The following is an 18,155-nucleotide window of genomic DNA, read 5'->3' as shown; positions in this document are numbered from 1 at the left end:
GATGAAAAAAATCTGGCGTTACCTAGGACTGTTTTGTTTAGTTTTGTTACTGACTTTATCTCCCGTCTTCATGATAGCAGCCCAGAATAATCCTGCTAAACAAGGACAGGAAATACCCCTGGAAACTTTGGGAGAAGTTTTTCCCGTAATGCTTGATAATCAAGAACTTTTTACTATTCGGCAAGGAATAGGTTCTTTTTCAGCGCAAGAAAGAGCGAAATCGATTACAGCTAGAATTGAAAAAATTGCCGATGACGATGCTCTTTCTCCTGAAGATTTAACCATAAAAATTGATCCTGAAGACAAAAACCCTTCGATTATTTTGGGAGATACGGTTATCGCTACTATTACTTCTAGAGATGCCAAATTACACGCAGTCAGTCAAGAAGTATTAGCCGAACGAGCTTTAGCAAAGATTAAAGCAGCCATTGTCCGTTATCGTCAAGAACGTCAACCAGATAACCTCTTAAAAGATGCAGCTTTGACGGTAAGTGCCACCTTGTCCACGGTCTTAATTTTTTGGGCGATGATTTTTATATCTTCGCGGGTTTTTCCCCAGATTCAGAGATTAATCACCTCCCTAGTTCCTGGGGTGGGATTCCAAAATTTTGAGATTATTAGTTCTAGGACAATAGGAATTTTTTCCCTAAGAGTTTTGCAATTTATTCGCACTCTGATTATTTTAACTATTCTCTATTTTTATTTAACTTTTGTTCTTCGTCTTTTTCCTTGGACTAGAAAATTTGGTGATGGTTTTCTGCAATACTTTTTTAGTGCTTTAGAAGTTTTTTCTCAAGAGATAGCAAAATATTTACCCAATATTTTTATCATACTGCTAGTTGTTTTTATAACTCACTATCTGTTGAGAGCAATTAAACCATTTTTCACGGCATTGGAAAGAGAAAACTTAGTAATTCATGGTTTCTATCCCGATTGGGCAAAACCGACCTATAATTTACTGTCACTGCTGATAATTGCCTTAGCTATAGTCATCGCTTTTCCCTATCTACCCGGATTTAATTCTCCTGCTTTTCAGGGAGTGTCGGTATTTTTAGGGGTGCTATTTTCCTTGGGTTCCACCTCTGCTATTGCTAACGTGGTAGGAGGAATTATCCTCATCTATACCCGCTCTTTTCAACTAGGAGATAAAATTTCTATTGGTGATGTTATTGGGGATGTGATTGAAAAAGGATTATTAGTCACCCGTATTCGCACACCGTCTAATAAAATTATCACGATTCCTAACTCATCGCTGTTAAACACCAATGTGATTAACTTTAGCGTCTCTCAAAGGGAATTCAAAGAGCCTTTAATTTTGCAAACCACAATCACTCTCGGTTATGATTTACCTTGGCGTAAGGTTCACGCAACCCTGAAAGAAGCAGCCTTAGCAACCCAATTTATTGTCTCAGAACCTGCTCCTTTTGTCTTGCAAACCAGTCTCGATGATTTTTATGTCAGCTATCAGCTAAATTCCTACACCGATCATCCTAACAAAATGGTGTATATTTATTCTGAATTACATCAAAATATTCAGGATAAATGTAACGAAGTCGGTATCGAAATTATGTCTCCTCACTACAAGGCTCTCCGGGATGGCAATCACAGCACTATTCCTGAAAATTATCTGCCAGAAGATTATCAAAGTCCTGCTTTTGGTATTCAGTCAAATCCTCAGAAGTAATAATTTTCCTAATAGCTTTAATCCCATTTGTCAAGCCCTTTTGAGTTATTGTTGATAATTCTTCACCAAATTCGCAATTGATAGCAGGAATAAATATTCCCCAGGCCCTAGGAGTTTGTTGATAAATTGCTTGAGTTAATGCTAATAAAGAAGCGGGACTTTCCGCATGACCCAAATTATTCCATTCGGTAACTGCCGCTAATTTTTCTATCTGGATATCGGTTTGATTAGATAAGACTGCATCAACAAAAATAACTAGGGAAGCATCAGCTATATCGGCTGCTAACTCAGGAGTCAATTGATGGGTAGCGATGACCTGTAAATTAGGCCAATTCTCCTCGGCAATAATTTCGGCTATCCTCACTCCCACTCCGTCATCATTTCTTAAAGTATTACCATAGCCGATGAGCAGTATTTTAAAATTATTCATGGTTATAGCAGTTATCTTAATGATGAGGTACAAAGTTTTCCTTTTTGGGGAGTCGATGGTCGATATCAAATTAGGTTACACTTCATCTTGATCAGAAACGCTGTAAAATAAGTATAGGATATTTGGGATGCTCTCGATACAAAGCTTAACCTAATCGATAAATTAACTGAGTCTGGTAAGAAAACTTAAGCCTTGATAGTAGTTTCTTGATGGGGAAAAAATTATGCTAAGGAAAAACCATGAAGACTATCTCTTTTCTCTCCCCCAGAAATCATCTCTAGGCGAACTGGAAAATACTGATATTAAATTAAGTCTAGAATTTAGTCTAGCTATGGGGAGAATTGCCGATTTAAGCGACTTTTTTCCCTAAAATGACCACATCAGCCAGAAAATCGTCTAGTTCGGCAATTTGAGGTAAATAACCCCATCGTTGAAAGCCGAATTTTTCAAAGAGACGAATACTGGCCTGATTGTGGGCAAAAATAATACAGATAAGATTAGATATACCCAATTTCGGACAGCAATTCAGGGCATATTCTACTAATAATTTACCGATTCCACGACCTTGATAATCGGGGGAAATATATAAACTAATCTCTGCCGTTTTCTGGTAAGCGACACGACCATAAAACATCTGTAAACTCAGCCAACCCACCACCCGACCTTCGAGCGCTATTACCCAGATGGGATAATGTTCAGGATCGTGCTTTTTAAACCATTCTCGCCGACTTTCGAGGGAAATAGGCTTTAAATCTGCGGTTGCCTTGCGAGTGGGAACAGCAGCATTATAAATCTCGATAATTGTTGGTAAATCTGTTTCTTTAGCCTCGCGAATAATCATAAGACCTCTTGCAAAAATCAAAAATCTTCCGTTAGCTGAGGAGTCAGGAGTCAGGAGTCAGGAGTCAGGAGAATTAAGAATGAGCATTAATCAATTAAATGCTCTATTGAGCGATTTTAGGCAATTTTATCTCTATTTTTCTCATTTTTGCCCTCTCAAAAATTAATTATGCAAGAACTCCATAGAATATCAAGTAAAAAGTAAAAAGTAACAAAGGACTATTTTTTATTTTCTATCTACCTATCGGGTTGATTCTCAGGATGAAGTATAACCTAATTTTGCCTTGTCTCCTAACTTGTGAACTCTCCTATATCTCTCAATCTTACCTTAAAATTGGGTTTGATAGCGGACGGTAAACTCATTCAAATTGTAATCGTAGGAGAAACGGATAAAAGACTGGGAATTAACTCGATAGACGGTTTCCAAATTGGGAAGAATATTAAAATCCGTTGCTCCAATCGCATTACTAACCGCATTCTCCACATCATACACGACTCCTTGAGCTAAGAGGGGAATCGCCAACTGAACCACTCCAAACTGAATTAATTGTTCTGTATTTTTACCCTGTAAACCATTAAAAACCGACAGCAATTGTTCCCCCAACAATCGAACGATTTCCCCTTGGCTGCGGGGGGGAGTGCTAGTTAATTTAACTAGGGGAGTATTAAGCAATCCATCATCTTCACCTCTAGCAAAAGCCAATGCTTGTAAACAATTAGCGACTTTTTGTAATTCTGCATCTGTATAGTTTTCCTCTAGGGGAAAAGGTGGACTATCGGGACGAATTTGGCACACTTCATTGATGTTACGACCTAAATTTGGTAGCAAGCGATTTAATTCACCTTCAACGCTGAGGGTGACATCGATCCTTTGAATGCGATTGAGACTATCATCGGGAATTTCATTACTAGGAAAATCCCCCCCCGGACGGGAGATAGCAAAATCGCGAGATTGAGAAAATTCGCTGAGAATTGTTCGCAGTTGAATATCAACAAAGGGATTAAAAAGTCCCAACCCGCGACTAGAATCGAAAACAATAACATTTTGATTGCGTCGGTTAAGAAGAAAACGAGTATCGATATAGCTAACCCGTCCTCGATCGAGATTAATCACTCCATTGGTTTGTAATTTCTCTAGTGGAGTGAGGGAACCGTTCAAGGTTAAAGCACCACTAAAATCAAATTGATACAAAGGTTCTTGTTCAATTGATAATCCTGCTAAAGACACTTGGAAATTATTTAAAACTGGAGTAATATTGGTCGTCTGAGGAATGTTGAGAGGCTGCAGCCAGCGACTCACTGGTTTATCCGTTTCTTGATTAATTTCTGCTGTGCGAGGAAGAAAAACTTTACCCCGAGAAAGACGCACATTACCCCCGATAATTGGTTGTTGAATTGTTCCCGTTACCATGGCATTCCCAGCAATTAATCCCCGATAAAGACCATTAATTGCTATATCTCCTTCTTGAATATTAACTGTTAAGGGATTAGGATTATTTTTGAAGGCTTGAAAGAAAGGTAAAACTCCCACCACAGAAATTTGTCTGTCAGCGATCGAGCCTTGTAATTCCTCTACTGTTAAGTTTTCAGGGGTTAACCCAATGCGGCCATTTACGGTTAAAATCTCTGGAAAAGCAACACTGCGGATAGCGGCATTATCGAGAGTAACTATACCATTTGCTTCTAAATCTTTGATTTTTAAGCCCTCTGTTACATCTAATCTTCCCGTCGCTGAAAGAACTACCTCTCCCTCACCGTTAACCCATTCAATGGTGTTTTGACTGATAGCTTCAATTAATTTGAGTGCATCGGTTCCCAATTTTGCTTGGATTTTTAATTGATCATTACCTGGTAAGGGAGGATAGGGAATGCTGGCATAGAGTTGGATTGACTCGGAGGAGGTTGTCCGCAGATCAAAACGATACTGATTATAGGTAAATAAACCAATTATATCTTGATTAATATTTTGGGCATTAATTGCACCATCAATAAAGCCAAAGTTACCCTGAATACGAGGATTTAATAAAGTTCCTGTAATTTGACCTTGAGTTTTTAGACTACCAGATACATCCAAGGGAAACTGCACAAAATTTCTCAAGAGATCGAGAGAAAGATTTTCCACGGCAAAAGTTCCCTCTACTTTTTTTAAGGAAAAATCACCCGCTAAAAATACGGAAGAATCTCGTGATTTTAATCTAATCGGTTCTATCCTGAGCAACTGATGATTTAAGTTAAGATTAATTGTTACTTCATCAATCGGAATTAATTGGGTATCGGTGGTGACAATTCCCAGAGGTTTAACAATATTTACTGTCGGTCTTTGGGGTCGCCATTCCCATCTATTGCCCTGAAATTTTACGCTAAGATCGGGATTTTTTACAGTCCCGGTTAAGGCTATATTTGCTTGATAACGGCCGCGAAAATCTAGTTCGGAAGGTATCCCGACTACCCCTCTTTCCCCTGCTAATTGCTGGATTATTTCTTCAATTTTTGCCCGCAAATTTACCTGTTGTGCTAGGGAAGCTTCGGGATTACCTACTCCTAGGGGACTAAGTTGAATAGCTGGGTTATTCTCGGAGGAGAAAAGGGTGATTAAACTGGTTAAATCATGGATACTAGCAACTGATAATAAATCTTGAATATAACCTTGATCTACCCTGAGTTTAGCTTCTATTGCTTGGGTTTGCAAATTAAATAAACCTTGCAGATTATATTGACTTGCACCTGCTTGCAAACTCCCCGCTTGCAGTTGAACTATAGAATCCCGATAAACCAAATTTGCTGTTAATTTTTCCCCAATTAAATTACCTAGACTAGGTTGATTAATCTCTAGTTGTCCCTGTCCCTGTAAGTTAAATAAATTGATGTCTAGATTAGCACTCAATTGGCCAGTAATAATCCCCAGAATATTATAGGCTGCCGTGGGAGATATTTTCAGGATTTCTAGGGGAAAATTGGCAATCTGAACATTTAAATTTTCTCCGCTTCGTTTAGCTGTTGCTAGAAAAGGAGTCTTATTTCCAAAAGCTTGGCGAATATTTATCTCTAGAGGAAGATAGGGCAGCAGACAATTATTTTGTTGACAAGGATCAAAAGTTAGGTCAATAATGTCCTGATTTCCCCGCAGATTTAAACTAATATTTTGACCGATTCCTGCTTGCATACTTCCTTTTAAGACAGGTTCAAAGAGTCGCTCATTAATGCTAAAGTTAGCTAAATTTATATCTCCCTTGATTTGTATATTTCCCACTTTTTGCCAAGCAGTTAAGAGATTTTTCCCTGTAATTTGTCCTTGAAATTCTCCGATACCTGTTAGTGTCGATTCTTTGGGTTTTAGGTTAGAATCAATCGGTAAAAGCGATATAATCTGAGTTAGCGGTACAGCAGCAAGGTCGGTTTTTGCCTGTAGATTTAAGTTAACCTCAGCGATATCGGGTTGACTGGTAAGATTAGCTAAAAGAATATTTCCTCGCACATTAAAGCTATTTTCTCCCCACTGTGCCGAAAGATTATTAACCTGAATTGGTGTTACTCCCTGCCAAATTTCTTTAATGTTTCCCGCTAAATTAGCTCTAAAATCTAAGTTGGGAATCGAGATTGATTTTACTCCCCGCAATTGCCCCAGTAGGGCAGCGGGATCAAGATTAGCACCAATAATATCACTTTGCCAGAAATTATTATTCAGTTGTGCCTTAGCTTTAATCTCTCCTTTAGCTACATTAATACGAGAGTTAAAAACTGCTTTAATACTGCTTAAGTTTAGTCGTTTTTCTAGCAGAGAGTAGAAAATAGTTTGGGCATTTCCTGTTGCTTGAAACCTAGTTTGGTCAATATTCAAAGGTATGGGAATATTAGTCTGAAAACGCTCTAAACTACCGAGAATATTAAAAATCCCATTATTTAATTGAATAGCAGTATTAATCGGATTATTATCTACTAATAAGCGAGTATTTACCCTGGCATTGATGGTGGACAGATTAGGGATTTTTCCCGCTAGTAAATTATTGATTGCACCAGTGAAATTGACTTGCGTTTTTCCTAAACTAACAGGAATATTTATCTTGGGTAAAAACGGATTTAAGTTAATCCCAGTCGTATTAACCATACCGCTTAAAATACCTTGTTCCAGTTGGCCTGTCGTTCTTAGAGATTGACTATTGACAAATAACTGTATATCCCCTTGTCCGCGCCAAGTTTTTAAATCCTTTAAAGTACCGCTAATCAGAGAATTTATTCTACCAGCAAAGCTGATTTTTGCCCTGTCTAAACTGACGGGAACTGTTAAATTTTTCACTAGAGGATTGAGACTAATTCCCCCAGTGTTAACTGTTCCTGTCAGGAAACCTCGATTCAGTTTAGCTGTGGCAATTAAAGGATTATTATCCACTAATAACTGCATATTACCTTGACCTTGCCAACTGCTGAAAATATTATTTTTATTATTCAGTAATTCCCCTAAATAACCTTGTAAATTAATTTGCGATCGCGTTAACTTAACTTGGGTTGGTAAGTTAGGCAGTAGGGAATTAATCGGCAATCCCGCTAAGAAAGCGTTAGCCTGAAGATTTCCTTGCAATACTTGACTATTGACTAAAATTGTACCTTGTTTACCGCTAATTCTTAAGTTAGCAATTCCGTTTAAAGTATTAACATTGAGTTGATCAATTTTGCCACTGACTTGAATATTAGCTGTCTCTAAATTTAAGGGTTCCAACCTTTCTACATAGGGGCAAATAATATCCAAATATTGACAAACGATAGGCACAAAAGGAGTCAATAAAAAGTTATTACCCGTGATTTTTGCCTGGACTAATTTGCTAGTAAAATCACTATTGGCATTAACCTGTAGTTTGCCGCTATTTGTTTTAATGACCGTATCGGTTAAATTGATTTTGTTGCCCCCTAAAAATACTTTACCCTCCCCAGCAACATTGATTAATCCTGACTGATTAACCGCGGGTATTTGCCAATTAATTAATAATTGGGGCAGTCCTAAACTACCTCTAGCTTTAATATTAGCTTGCAGATCGCTTATATTAATTTGAGCGGGAATTGTTGCCAATTGAGATAAAATTTTTCTTGTGGGAAAATTGGCTTGTAAATTCAAATTAATCGGCATTTTTGTCCCATCAAGAGGTTGATTTTTTTGCAGGGATTGCAGAATATTTAATTGCAATTTTCCTTCCCCTTTAATTTCTCCACCTGCGAGGGGTTTAATTTGAATTTTATCTAGATTAAGACTATTGAGGTTTGTTTGAAAATTACTGGTTATTGATTGAATAGGAATTTGCTCAAAAATAATTGGTTTGCTGCTGCTAACGGTTCCTTTAATTAGAGGTTGATCTAATTTTCCCGTCACTTGAAAAGTAGAGCGTGCCTCTCCCCGTAAATCTAGGGGTGATTGCAGATAAATAATTCTTAAAAGCTGTTGTAAATCCACCGATTCTAGAGCGACCTTGAGATGATAACCAGTTTGCCAATTTACTTCTCCCTTCACCTCAGTTTTAATCTTGCCAATACTTGCGCTCGCCTGTTCGACTAATACTTTATTTCCCCGTAAATTTAACTTAGTTTTTAGCTTAATTGGATACTGGAAAGGTTGGAATTTCCCCGCCAAATCTGTCATCTGAAAATCGCCATTTCCTTCGGTTTGATTTAGCTTTGCCCAACTGGGAATATCGAAGGCAATATTAGCATTTACTTGACCTTGATTTAATTGGAAATTGCTCCGAGGAATTAAAGTTAATAGTTCACTTAAGTTCAAACGATCAATCTGAAGATTAGTTTGACTTTCGCCCGTTTTTAACGCCGTTTCTCCTGCAATTTTTACTTGACTTTTGAGGATTTCTGCGCTAAAATCGTAGGTGAGAGGCTGCCTTTGATTATCGATGAATCTTCCCTGACCATCGGCCTTAATTTCTATCGGTTTTTTCAGGGCATAGGGTTGGATAGTAATATCTCCCTTCTCCACCTGAAAACCCAGATCTAACCTGATGGGTGCCTCCCGATCTAAGTTACTAGCTATTTTTTCTAAATCATCGAGCCATTGACCATTTTTATCCTGATCGAGATAAATACTGGGATTAATTAACTTGATATCAACTGGTAGCGGCAGACCTAAAAGTAAGGGCAGCGGATTGAATCCTAATTCGATCGCATCAATAGATAAACTATCGGCAGAATTGGCCGTAGCTGGAATTTCCGATTTACCGATACGAATGCGATTAAAATAAAAGCCCTCTATTTTACCTACCCTGACGGGTCTGTGCAGCATTTCACTGAAGATATTATCTAAAATTGGGGTGAGACGTTCATAAACTAAATAACGAGTAGTAAAATAGCCAAGGGAGGTAATTCCTAGGAGAGTAATTCCCCCGACAATTAAAGTAGAAGGCCGGCGTAAAAATCGACCGATACTCAGAAAAAGATTAGGACGAGAAGAAGGATCACCAGGGGAGTTACTCATAATTGTTTACCTCACACACACCAAAGAAAGGGCAACGGCTCACCAGAGCTAATGAACTATGATAATTCACTGCGACACTGATAGCGATAAATCGATTAATTGCCATTTTTTAGGCAATTATTGGGCTTAAATCCTGTGAGAAAGTCAAGGGCTGCGGTCAATTAAAAGCCTCTCTCCCCATTTTAGCCTAAGACTTGAATGGCTGGCTAAAATTTTCGACTATCTGGCAAAATCTCGCCAGTTTCAACAGCCAACCGAGCTAATATTGGTCAACCCACCAGTTCAAGTAGAATATTGCTAGGATCAATAGGTTCGGAAATTGAAGATTGAGAGAAAAGTTGTGCAGACAGACAACAATCTGGCGCAGTCTGGAACAACAACCGGAAGTATTCAGTCTTAGAATATTGGGATTAGCACGTCTATTATTTTTACTGCAAAAATCGTCTTATAGATAAAGATCATGAAAGCCAGATTATCGATCGCCCTAACCGCCCTAATGACCTTGGGCATAACTGCCACACCAGCGGCCAACTTTGACGAACAGGACATCGAGCAGACCCAGGTAGTAGCGATCGCTCGTCCCTACGGAGGTAATAAATTTGACCTCCTAGTATTGGAACAAATTCAGGGAAAACAGAAGTGTTGGAGTGAAAGCGGCTCAAATCCCGTCATGATCGACCCGTTGCTCCTCAACTTTGACTTTACCGGCATTTGTCGCCGCGCCACCGATAGTAATGGTTATTCTATCCGTCTCGATGGCCGGGATTTTGGGCTAGATTACATCCTGCGTATTGTGGAACGCAATGGCGAATTATACTTAGTGGGAACTCCCCGGGATGCCCGCAGACCGGAATTAGTGGTGGGAAGAACCCGAGGAATGCAAACAGGATTTATGAAAATTATCCTCGAACCGGGTTGGAGATTTAGCCGTCGTACCTTTGAAGGCAAAAGTTTAGGCCACTTCTACTTTAGCGGCAAAGAAACGGAAGTTCTCGCGATCGCTGGCAGACCTCCTATCAGCGAAACCACTCCTCCCCCCACTCTCCCCCCCACTTCCGGGGCCAGTTTTCAGGATATTAGCGGCGATATCTATAAAACTGAGATCGAAAAAGCGATCGCCCTTGGGGTAGTGGCTGGTTTTAAAGAAGATAACACCTTCCGCCCCGAAAATCCCGTTACTAGGGAACAATTCATCTCGATGATTATTGAGGGGATGGGAACTGTCACCAAAATTAACCTAGAAGAGATTCCCCCTGGCAGCGGCAGTTTTAACGACGTAGAAGCGACGCGCTGGAGTGCCAAAAAAATCCAATGGGCCCGGGCTAATGGTATTGTTGCCGGCAAAGCTAACGGCGAATTCCGTCCGGGCGACCCCATCACTAGGGCCGAATTGATGGCGATTCTCAAACAGGCCGCTACCTACCTGAAAACTCAGCAAAAACAAGCCCCCGATTTGGCCCAAACTAAAACCCCCGCCAATTTTTCCGATACTTCTGGTCATTGGGCCGCTGGTTTAATTACCCAGATGTCGGGATTTTGCGCTGTGGCCTCTCCCTTAAACGAGCAGGGTAGTGCTTTTGTACCAAATGATCCCACCCGTCGTAACTACGCGGCAGCCGCCATCGTCCGTACCCTCGATTGTGTTAAAACCGCCAAAAAATAAGGGCTTCTCCTCAATCAGGGTTTGCGGCAAAAAGTTTTTCCTAGGGGTAGGGTGTGGGGTTTCACCCATTTTTGGGTGGTCAATTACCTAAAATTCAGGGACTTTTTCCCTGAATTTTGCCCCCGACCACTCCCGGGCCTGGAACTTTTTGATTTCAAAAAGGCCTAGGCACTCATGCAAAAGGAGGAATAAATAATCAGTCTTTAATAACCAGATTTAGTATGATCAGTGATCACTGATCACTGATTACTGATTACTGATTACTGATCACTGATTGTGGTTATTAATTTTTACTTTAGGTATGCCGTCGAGTATTCTCGCTAGACTGGAAAATAATGCACCTCGGCTAGACAAAATCCTATGGTAAAGCTGCTCGAAAATCCTCTCCGAGTGGGATTGCGACAAGAAAGAACCCCAGAACCCTTAATCTTAGTCATTTTTGGGGCATCAGGAGACTTAACCCAAAGAAAACTGGTTCCTGCCCTCTATCAACTGAAACGGGAAAGACGACTGCCGGCCGAATTAACCATCGTCGGTACAGCGCGCCGAGAGTGGAGTCATGATTATTTTCGCCAACAGATGCGCCAAGGCATCGAAGAATTTTCCGACGGGATCGGGAGTGAGGAATATTGGCAAGACTTCGCCCAAGGGTTGTACTATTTCCCCGGCAACATGGACGATCCGGAAAGTTACGCCAAAATGAAAGTCTTTCTGGAAGAATTGGACGGAATCCGGGGAACCCGCGGCAATCGAGTCTTTTATCTAGCGGTTTCTCCTAATTTCTTTCCCCCCGGTCTTAAAAACCTCGGCGCGGCCGGAATGCTGAAAGACCCAATTAAACACCGGTTAGTGATCGAAAAACCCTTTGGCAAAGACCTCAGTTCTGCCCAAGTTCTCAATCGAGTCGTACAAGAGGTTTGTCAGGAGAACCAAGTTTATCGCATTGACCACTATTTAGGCAAGGAAACCGTCCAAAACTTATTGGTGTTCCGATTTGCTAACGCCATCTTTGAACCCCTCTGGAATCGTCAATTTATCGATCACGTCCAGATTACCGTGGCCGAAACCGTGGGAGTGGAGGAGCGGGCCGGATATTACGAAAAATCGGGGGCTTTGCGGGATATGGTGCAAAATCACCTGATGCAGTTATTCTGCTTGACGGCGATGGAAGCACCCAACGCTATTAACGCTGATAGTGTCCGCGGCGAAAAAGTCAAAGTCCTACAAGCGACTCACCTGGCCGATATTAATAACCTAGAAAAATCCGCCATCCGCGGCCAGTATAAAGCCGGTTGGATGAAAGGAAAACCCATTCCGGGCTATCGGCAAGAACCGGGGGTTAATCCCGAATCGACCACTCCCACCTACGTGGCCATGAAATTAATGGTAGATAACTGGCGTTGGCAGGGTGTCCCCTTCTATCTGCGTACCGGTAAACGTCTGCCCAAAAAAGTTTCCGAGATTGCCATTCAATTCCGCCATGTGCCGTTATTAATCTTCCAATCGGCAGCCCAACAAACTAATGCAAATGTACTCAGTATGCGGATTCAGCCTAACGAAGGTATTGCCCTCCGTTTTGAGGCGAAAATGCCGGGGTCGGAATTACGCACGCGCACGGTAGAAATGGACTTTAGCTATGGTTCCTCCTTCGGTGTCACCAGCGCCGATGCCTATAATCGCCTACTTTTAGACGCTATGCTAGGAGATCAAACTCTATTTACCCGTTCTGACGAGGTAGAAGAAGCATGGCGCATCGTTACTCCCGCTCTCGCCGCTTGGGACGCTCCCGCAGATCCCGCCTCCGTACCCCAATACGAAGCGGGTACCTGGGAACCCACAGAAGCGGAATTTCTCCTTAACCGCGATGGCCGTCGTTGGCGACGACTCTAATCTTTCAGGAGTCTCGGAATTAAGGAGTCAGTAGTCAGGAGAAATGATGAACAAAGAACCTGCGAAAAGCTTCACCGATTTACTGGTTTGGCAAAAGGCTCATCAATTTGTTCTTTTAGCCTATCGTTTTAGCGGCAATTTTCCCTCTGCGGAAATATATGGTTTAACCTCCCAGTTGAGGAGAGCAGCCGTTTCTATTCCCGCAAATGTTTCCGAAGGCTTTAAACGCAAAGGCTTGGCCGATAAGGTCAGACTGCTGAATATAGCACAAGGCTCTCTTGAAGAATGCCGATATTATCTAATTCTTGCTCAAGATCTAGGATATGGTGACAGCACTACCTTAATGCTTCACTTAGAAGATACAAGTAAACTTCTAGAATCCTACACTAAAGCCATTCAGCAGAAGCTTAACTCCTAACTCCTAACTCGGAGTCCCGGAGTCTCCTGACAAAGCTGATAGATAAATAGGGCTGGCTGAAAATTACTGGAAGCCTTACTAGAAAACGGTTTTGGTACTTTTTTAGCCCAAAAAGTGCAGGAGACAGACGAACGCAAAGGGTTCTGCTTCCAGGTACGCTAGGTCATTCTGTTATTCTGACTTCCTCTCGGAGTCTCGGAGTCTCCTGACTCCTGACTCCTGACTCCTGACTCCTGACTCCTAACCCCACCAACAAACTTTTTGCCGCAAACCCTAGATAACTGATAACTGACATGACTACCCAAAGCCCCCCCATTGTCTCCCTGCAAGCACCGAAAGATGTTTCCATCGATGTGATCGAGCAGGAACTGCGCGATATCTGGCAATCCTATAATAATAATGAGGATGGTATGGCCGCCACCCGGGCCACCACCTTTAGCTTTATTGTCTATGAACCCGATGCGGTACAGGAATTGTTAACCCTTCTCGGCTATTACACCGGCCCGATTGATGGTATTGCCGGTCCGCGGACCCACGCCGCCATCAAAGTCGCCCAGAAGGACCTAGGACTAGAAGTAACTGGGCTTTCTAGCGATGAATTTGTCGCCCAGTTAAGGGCGGCTTGGGAAGCAGAAAAAAACGCCGAGGATGGGGCTAATCATCGTCAGTACGCCGCCGATTTGGATGCGATTGGGGTGGCAGATGCGATCGCCGCTTCCAATCCCTGTCGCATTATTACCCTCTGTCCCACTGCCGAGGCCGATGAAGGGGTGAAAGCCTCCGTTTCTGCCTATTGTCCCGTTAACAAACGTAGTCAGAACACTTTAGTTTGCTGTGAATACGTCACTTTAAGCGGTACAGCGGAAGCTTTGGAACGAATTGGCGGCATTATTTCCGAGTTAACTATTCCCAGTTTGCCCAAATTTCTCTGGTGGAAAGCCAGTCCCGATGGCGAATATGGACTATTTAAGCGTCTGGCCAGTCAGTGTGATACGATTATCGTCGATTCCAGCACTTTTCGGGAACCGGAAACGGAACTGCTGCAGGTGGGGGATTTATTAGCAACAGATGTACCATTAGCTGACCTGAACTGGAGTCGTCTCGCTCCTTGGCAAGAACTAACCGCCGAGGCTTTTGATCCGCCAGAGCGCCGGGATGCTATTCTGGAAGTCGATCGCATCACTATTGATTACGAAAAGGGCAATCCTTGTCAAGCTTTTATGTTCCTCGGTTGGATGGCCAGCCGGTTACAATGGCGACCGGTGGGATATACTCACCAGTCGGGAGATTACGCTATTCATCGGATTAGTTTCCTCGGTCAAGACCAGCGTTTAATTGAGGCGGAATTAGCCGGTGTTCCCGTGGCCGATTGGGGTGAGATACAAGGGGATCTGATTAGTATTAAACTCAGTTCTACTAATCTTCACGCCGATTGTTGTACGGTAATTTGTTCGGGAACTACCGGCTGTATGCGGATGGAAGCTTCGGGAGGGGCCCAATCTTGCCGCATTGAACAAGTGTCCCATCTGGAAGACCAAAAAACAGAAACTCTACTAGGTAAACAGTTACAGCGTTGGGGCCAAGATGTGCTTTATCAAGAAAGCATGAAAGTCACCGGTGCTATCCTCAAATTATCCCAACCAGACTAGCAAATTAGCAACAATAATCTAACCCACTTTGAAGAGACTTGGTTAACCAGGTCTCTCGATATTTATACAGCAGTCAGCACCTGATTAAAACCGATAATTGTAAGTAGGTAGGCGTTAAAAATTATCAGACACCCTCCTTATCAAGGAGGGCAGGGGGGATCGAACCTAAAATCCATTTTTAATTTAATTAAGTATATAAGCACAATTAATTACACATCTAAGCCACTACTCCGTCAGACTTCTGCTGTGAGTAAACAGTGAACTGAAAACTCAAATCCGATCCCTAATAGCTGTATACCGTCTCCCGTCTCCCGTCTCCCGTCTCCTGTCTCCTGTCTCCTGTCTCCTGTCTCGACTAGGAAATTAATTTTGCAGGACTACTTATAACCAGCTACTTACCTTTTCAGAAAACAGGTTATCATAAAAACAGAGCTTTGCTTTCAAGGGGGCAATATGGTCGCAACCACTGAGAAACGCTACACAGTCGCAGAATACTTTCAACTAGAGGAAACTGCCACCGACAGACACGAGTATCGAGATGGAGAAATTATTATTATGACTGGGGGAACTCCTAACCATAATCGCATTGCGGGAAATTTTTACAGAAGATTTCCCTTGACTATCCAGAATCAAGCCTACGATATATTTATCAACGATCTACGCTTGGCAATACCCGCCTATAATATGTACACCTATCCCGATATTATGATCGTTAAAGGGGAACCAATTCTTGAAAGAGGACGCACCGATACGATTACCAATCCACAGGTGATTATCGAGGTTTTATCAAAATCTACTCAAGACTATAATCGGGGTGATAAGTTTAAATTTTACCGTTCTCTTGATAGTTTTGAAGAATATATTTTAATTGATCAATATGGTTATTATATAGAACAGTTTCATAAAAGAGGCGATCATTGGGCATTTCGGGATTATCACGATCAAGAAGCGATTTTAACTTTGTTTTCTCTAGATTTTCAAATATCCCTGACAGATTTATATCAGCGAGTGGATTTTACCGCGATTGAAGTATCCTAATGACTCAACTATTTTTGTTGAAAAAGTCCTGGTATGATTAACTTCCAATCCAACTTGAAAAACCCACTCCCCATCTCCCCACTTCCCCATCTCCCCACTCCCTAATTCATAAAAAAAAGGCAGGCCAGCACCCACCTTGTTTAAACCTTAGATATTAGCGATAATTAGGCCTCATCGAGAGCGGCAATACCGGGTAAAACTTTACCTTCGAGTAATTCCAAACTAGCGCCACCACCAGTGGAAATATGGCTCATTTTTTCCGCCACTCCCACTTTTTCCACCGCCGCTACCGAGTCACCACCACCGATAATGGTAGTTGTACCCGTAGCGGTTAAATCGGCTAAAGTGTGAGCGATCGCATCTGTACCCGCCGCAAATTTATCGAACTCGAACACCCCCATCGGGCCATTCCAGAGGACAGATTTACAGTTAGATAAAGCTTTTTGGAAAACTTTAACTGATTCAGGTCCAATATCCAATCCCATCCAACCATCGGGAATATTTTCGACGTTGACGATTTGGGAATTGGCATCTTTATCGAATTTATCCGCTAAGACCACATCGGTAGGAAGGAGGAATTCCACCCCTTTTTCTTTAGCTTTTGCTTCCAGGGATTTAGCTAACTCTAGTTTGTCTTCTTCCACCAAAGACTTACCAACACTTAAACCGCGGGCCTTGTAGAAAGTAAAGATCATACCGCCGCCGATGAGCAGTTTATCGCACTTTTCCAATAAAGTTTCGATCACGCCAATTTTACTAGAAACCTTAGAACCGCCGATAATCGCCGCTAGGGGACGTTGGGGAGTTTCAATAGCTGCTTGTAGGTAGTTTAACTCTTTTTCAATCAAATAACCCGCCACCGAGGGGCTGAGATAGTGGGTAACGCCTTCCGTGGAAGCGTGGGCGCGGTGGGCGGTACCAAAAGCATCATTAACGTATAAATCGGCATTAGCGGCTAATTTTTTGGCAAAATCGGGGTCATTTGCCTCCTCTTCACCGTGGAAACGCAGATTTTCTAAAAGGGCCACTTGACCGTTAGACATTTGACTAATCGCTGCCGTCACTCCCTCACCAATACAATCGGGACACATGATTACTTCTTGTCCCAATAATTCCGAGAGACGTTTAGCTACAGGGGTCAGACGCAAATTTTCTTTAACTTGACCGTCGGGACGACCCATGTGGCTGCATAAAATAACCTTAGCCCCTTTTTTGATTAAATCCTCAATAGTTGGTAGTGCCGCCCGAATACGGGTATCATCGCTGATTGCCCCGGTGGCTTTGTCCATGGGAACGTTAAAATCGACCCGGACTAAGACCCGTTTGCCCGCTAAATCAGCCTCTGTTAAATTCGCTACTGTTTTTTTTGGCACAGCCCATAACCTCCTAGATTGCTTACCGTACAATAAAGATTAAATCAGGGTATCGCTACTTGCGGCAATTACTTTGACAAAGATTATTTCAGATTTGGGGATCAGTTTTGCAGTTCCAAGACCGATTTGCCCAGAAAAATTTGATTGGAGAGACTTGCTAATTATGTTTGAGACGATTTTATTTCCCATCGACCACAGCCGCGAAAGTCGTGACGCTACCAGTAGCGTGATCGAATTAGTCAAAATCTTTGACAGTCGTTTGGTGCTGTTGTCGGTGGTGGAAACGACACCCACCGGGGAAATTGCCCCCGACGATAAGATGAATTCGATCGAAGCGGTGGATAGATTGTTACAATCGGCCCAAGCGATTTTCGCCCAAGCTGGTGTCAAGGCAGAAATGATTGAAAGGGAGGGAATACCCTCTTTTGTCATCTGCGATGTGGCCGATGAAATTAATGCTCACCTGATTGTTATGGGTTGTCGCGGTTTAGGATTAACCAGCGAAGGTGTGTCCGAAAGCGTCACCACCAAAGTTATTAACCTTGCCCCCTGTCCAGTGTTGATTATCCCTTAATCAGTAATCAGTGAGCAGTTATCAGTGAGCAGTTATCAGTGAGCAGTGAGCAGTTATCAGATGTGAGTTGTCAGTTCACTGTTTACTGATCACTGACACAAAGCTCCCCATCTCCCCCACTCCCCATCTC

At 42.1% G+C, this 18,155-nt stretch carries 12 protein-coding genes; 8 read left to right on the top strand and 4 right to left on the bottom strand.

The window, feature by feature from the left end; genetic code table 11:
- Position 1 precedes the first annotated feature (1 nt).
- Positions 2-1,684, top strand: a complete 1,683-nt coding sequence (locus IQ234_RS07175) for a mechanosensitive ion channel family protein (protein ID WP_193956588.1) — start codon at positions 2-4, stop codon at positions 1,682-1,684.
- Here the strand turns inward: IQ234_RS07175 and IQ234_RS07170 are convergent.
- Positions 1,611-2,114, bottom strand: a complete 504-nt coding sequence (locus tag IQ234_RS07170) for a hydrogenase maturation protease (protein WP_193956587.1) — start codon at positions 2,112-2,114, stop codon at positions 1,611-1,613. The genes IQ234_RS07175 and IQ234_RS07170 overlap by 74 nt on opposite strands.
- 223 nt (positions 2,115-2,337) lie before the next feature.
- Here IQ234_RS07170 and IQ234_RS07165 point away from each other — a divergent pair, with 223 nt between their 5' ends.
- A complete protein-coding gene (locus IQ234_RS07165) occupies positions 2,338-2,484 on the top strand; it encodes a hypothetical protein (RefSeq protein WP_193956586.1) in 147 nt (48 codons plus the stop codon).
- Here IQ234_RS07165 and IQ234_RS07160 read toward each other — a convergent pair.
- Positions 2,464-2,955, bottom strand: coding sequence for a GNAT family N-acetyltransferase (locus IQ234_RS07160; RefSeq protein ID WP_193956585.1), 492 nt, complete (start codon positions 2,953-2,955; stop codon positions 2,464-2,466). The genes IQ234_RS07165 and IQ234_RS07160 overlap by 21 nt on opposite strands.
- 327 nt (positions 2,956-3,282) lie before the next feature.
- The gene (locus IQ234_RS07155) at positions 3,283-9,420 is read right to left on the bottom strand and encodes a translocation/assembly module TamB domain-containing protein (protein WP_193956584.1); all 6,138 of its coding nucleotides are present in this window, start codon (positions 9,418-9,420) and stop codon (positions 3,283-3,285) included.
- Between the two features lie 460 nt (positions 9,421-9,880).
- On the opposite strand from IQ234_RS07155, the gene IQ234_RS07150 reads away from it, so the two are divergent.
- From IQ234_RS07150 to IQ234_RS07130, 5 genes are all read left to right on the top strand, one after another.
- Positions 9,881-11,083 carry a DUF3747 domain-containing protein gene (locus IQ234_RS07150; RefSeq protein ID WP_193956583.1) on the top strand — a complete coding sequence of 401 codons (1,203 nt, stop codon included), beginning with the start codon at positions 9,881-9,883 and terminating at the stop codon, positions 11,081-11,083.
- Between the two features lie 360 nt (positions 11,084-11,443).
- Entirely contained in the window at positions 11,444-12,973 is a 1,530-nt protein-coding gene (gene zwf / locus IQ234_RS07145) for a glucose-6-phosphate dehydrogenase (RefSeq protein ID WP_193956582.1), read from the top strand.
- A 46-nt stretch (positions 12,974-13,019) separates the two neighbouring features.
- Positions 13,020-13,391, top strand: a complete 372-nt coding sequence (locus IQ234_RS07140) for a four helix bundle protein (protein ID WP_193956581.1) — start codon at positions 13,020-13,022, stop codon at positions 13,389-13,391.
- 293 nt (positions 13,392-13,684) lie between these two features.
- Positions 13,685-15,040 carry a glucose-6-phosphate dehydrogenase assembly protein OpcA gene (gene opcA / locus IQ234_RS07135; RefSeq protein WP_193956580.1) on the top strand — a complete coding sequence of 452 codons (1,356 nt, stop codon included), beginning with the start codon at positions 13,685-13,687 and terminating at the stop codon, positions 15,038-15,040.
- Positions 15,041-15,493: 453 nt separating this feature from the next.
- Complete coding sequence (locus tag IQ234_RS07130) at positions 15,494-16,078, top strand: Uma2 family endonuclease (RefSeq protein WP_193956579.1); 585 nt, start codon at positions 15,494-15,496, stop codon at positions 16,076-16,078.
- A gap of 164 nt (positions 16,079-16,242) precedes the next feature.
- Here the strand turns inward: IQ234_RS07130 and IQ234_RS07125 are convergent, their stop codons facing one another.
- Positions 16,243-17,451: a phosphoglycerate kinase gene (locus tag IQ234_RS07125; protein ID WP_004161358.1), complete on the bottom strand. Its 1,209-nt coding sequence runs from the start codon at positions 17,449-17,451 to the stop codon at positions 16,243-16,245.
- Positions 17,452-17,614: 163 nt separating this feature from the next.
- Between IQ234_RS07125 and IQ234_RS07120 the strand changes: the two genes are divergently transcribed.
- Complete coding sequence (locus IQ234_RS07120; protein WP_110577975.1) at positions 17,615-18,025, top strand: universal stress protein; 411 nt, start codon at positions 17,615-17,617, stop codon at positions 18,023-18,025.
- The last annotated feature ends 130 nt before the right edge of the window (positions 18,026-18,155 follow it).

The sequence above is a fragment of the Microcystis aeruginosa LEGE 91341 genome, assembly GCF_015206885.1.
Classification (GTDB): Bacteria; Cyanobacteriota; Cyanobacteriia; order Cyanobacteriales; family Microcystaceae; genus Microcystis; species Microcystis aeruginosa_H.
Note: the sequence above shows the minus strand (reverse complement) of the source record. Positions and strands in the feature narration are given on the sequence as shown.

Coding starts and splice junctions, on each gene's coding strand:
- IQ234_RS07130 (WP_193956579.1), top strand. CDS start 15,494: ATGGTCGCAACCACTGAGAAACGCTACACAGTCGCAGAATACTTTCAA.
- IQ234_RS07175 (WP_193956588.1), top strand. CDS start 2: ATGAAAAAAATCTGGCGTTACCTAGGACTGTTTTGTTTAGTTTTGTTA.
- opcA (WP_193956580.1), top strand. CDS start 13,685: ATGACTACCCAAAGCCCCCCCATTGTCTCCCTGCAAGCACCGAAAGAT.
- IQ234_RS07170 (WP_193956587.1), bottom strand. CDS start 2,114: ATGAATAATTTTAAAATACTGCTCATCGGCTATGGTAATACTTTAAGA.
- zwf (WP_193956582.1), top strand. CDS start 11,444: ATGGTAAAGCTGCTCGAAAATCCTCTCCGAGTGGGATTGCGACAAGAA.
- IQ234_RS07150 (WP_193956583.1), top strand. CDS start 9,881: ATGAAAGCCAGATTATCGATCGCCCTAACCGCCCTAATGACCTTGGGC.
- IQ234_RS07140 (WP_193956581.1), top strand. CDS start 13,020: ATGAACAAAGAACCTGCGAAAAGCTTCACCGATTTACTGGTTTGGCAA.
- IQ234_RS07120 (WP_110577975.1), top strand. CDS start 17,615: ATGTTTGAGACGATTTTATTTCCCATCGACCACAGCCGCGAAAGTCGT.
- IQ234_RS07155 (WP_193956584.1), bottom strand. CDS start 9,420: ATGAGTAACTCCCCTGGTGATCCTTCTTCTCGTCCTAATCTTTTTCTG.
- IQ234_RS07160 (WP_193956585.1), bottom strand. CDS start 2,955: ATGATTATTCGCGAGGCTAAAGAAACAGATTTACCAACAATTATCGAG.
- IQ234_RS07165 (WP_193956586.1), top strand. CDS start 2,338: ATGCTAAGGAAAAACCATGAAGACTATCTCTTTTCTCTCCCCCAGAAA.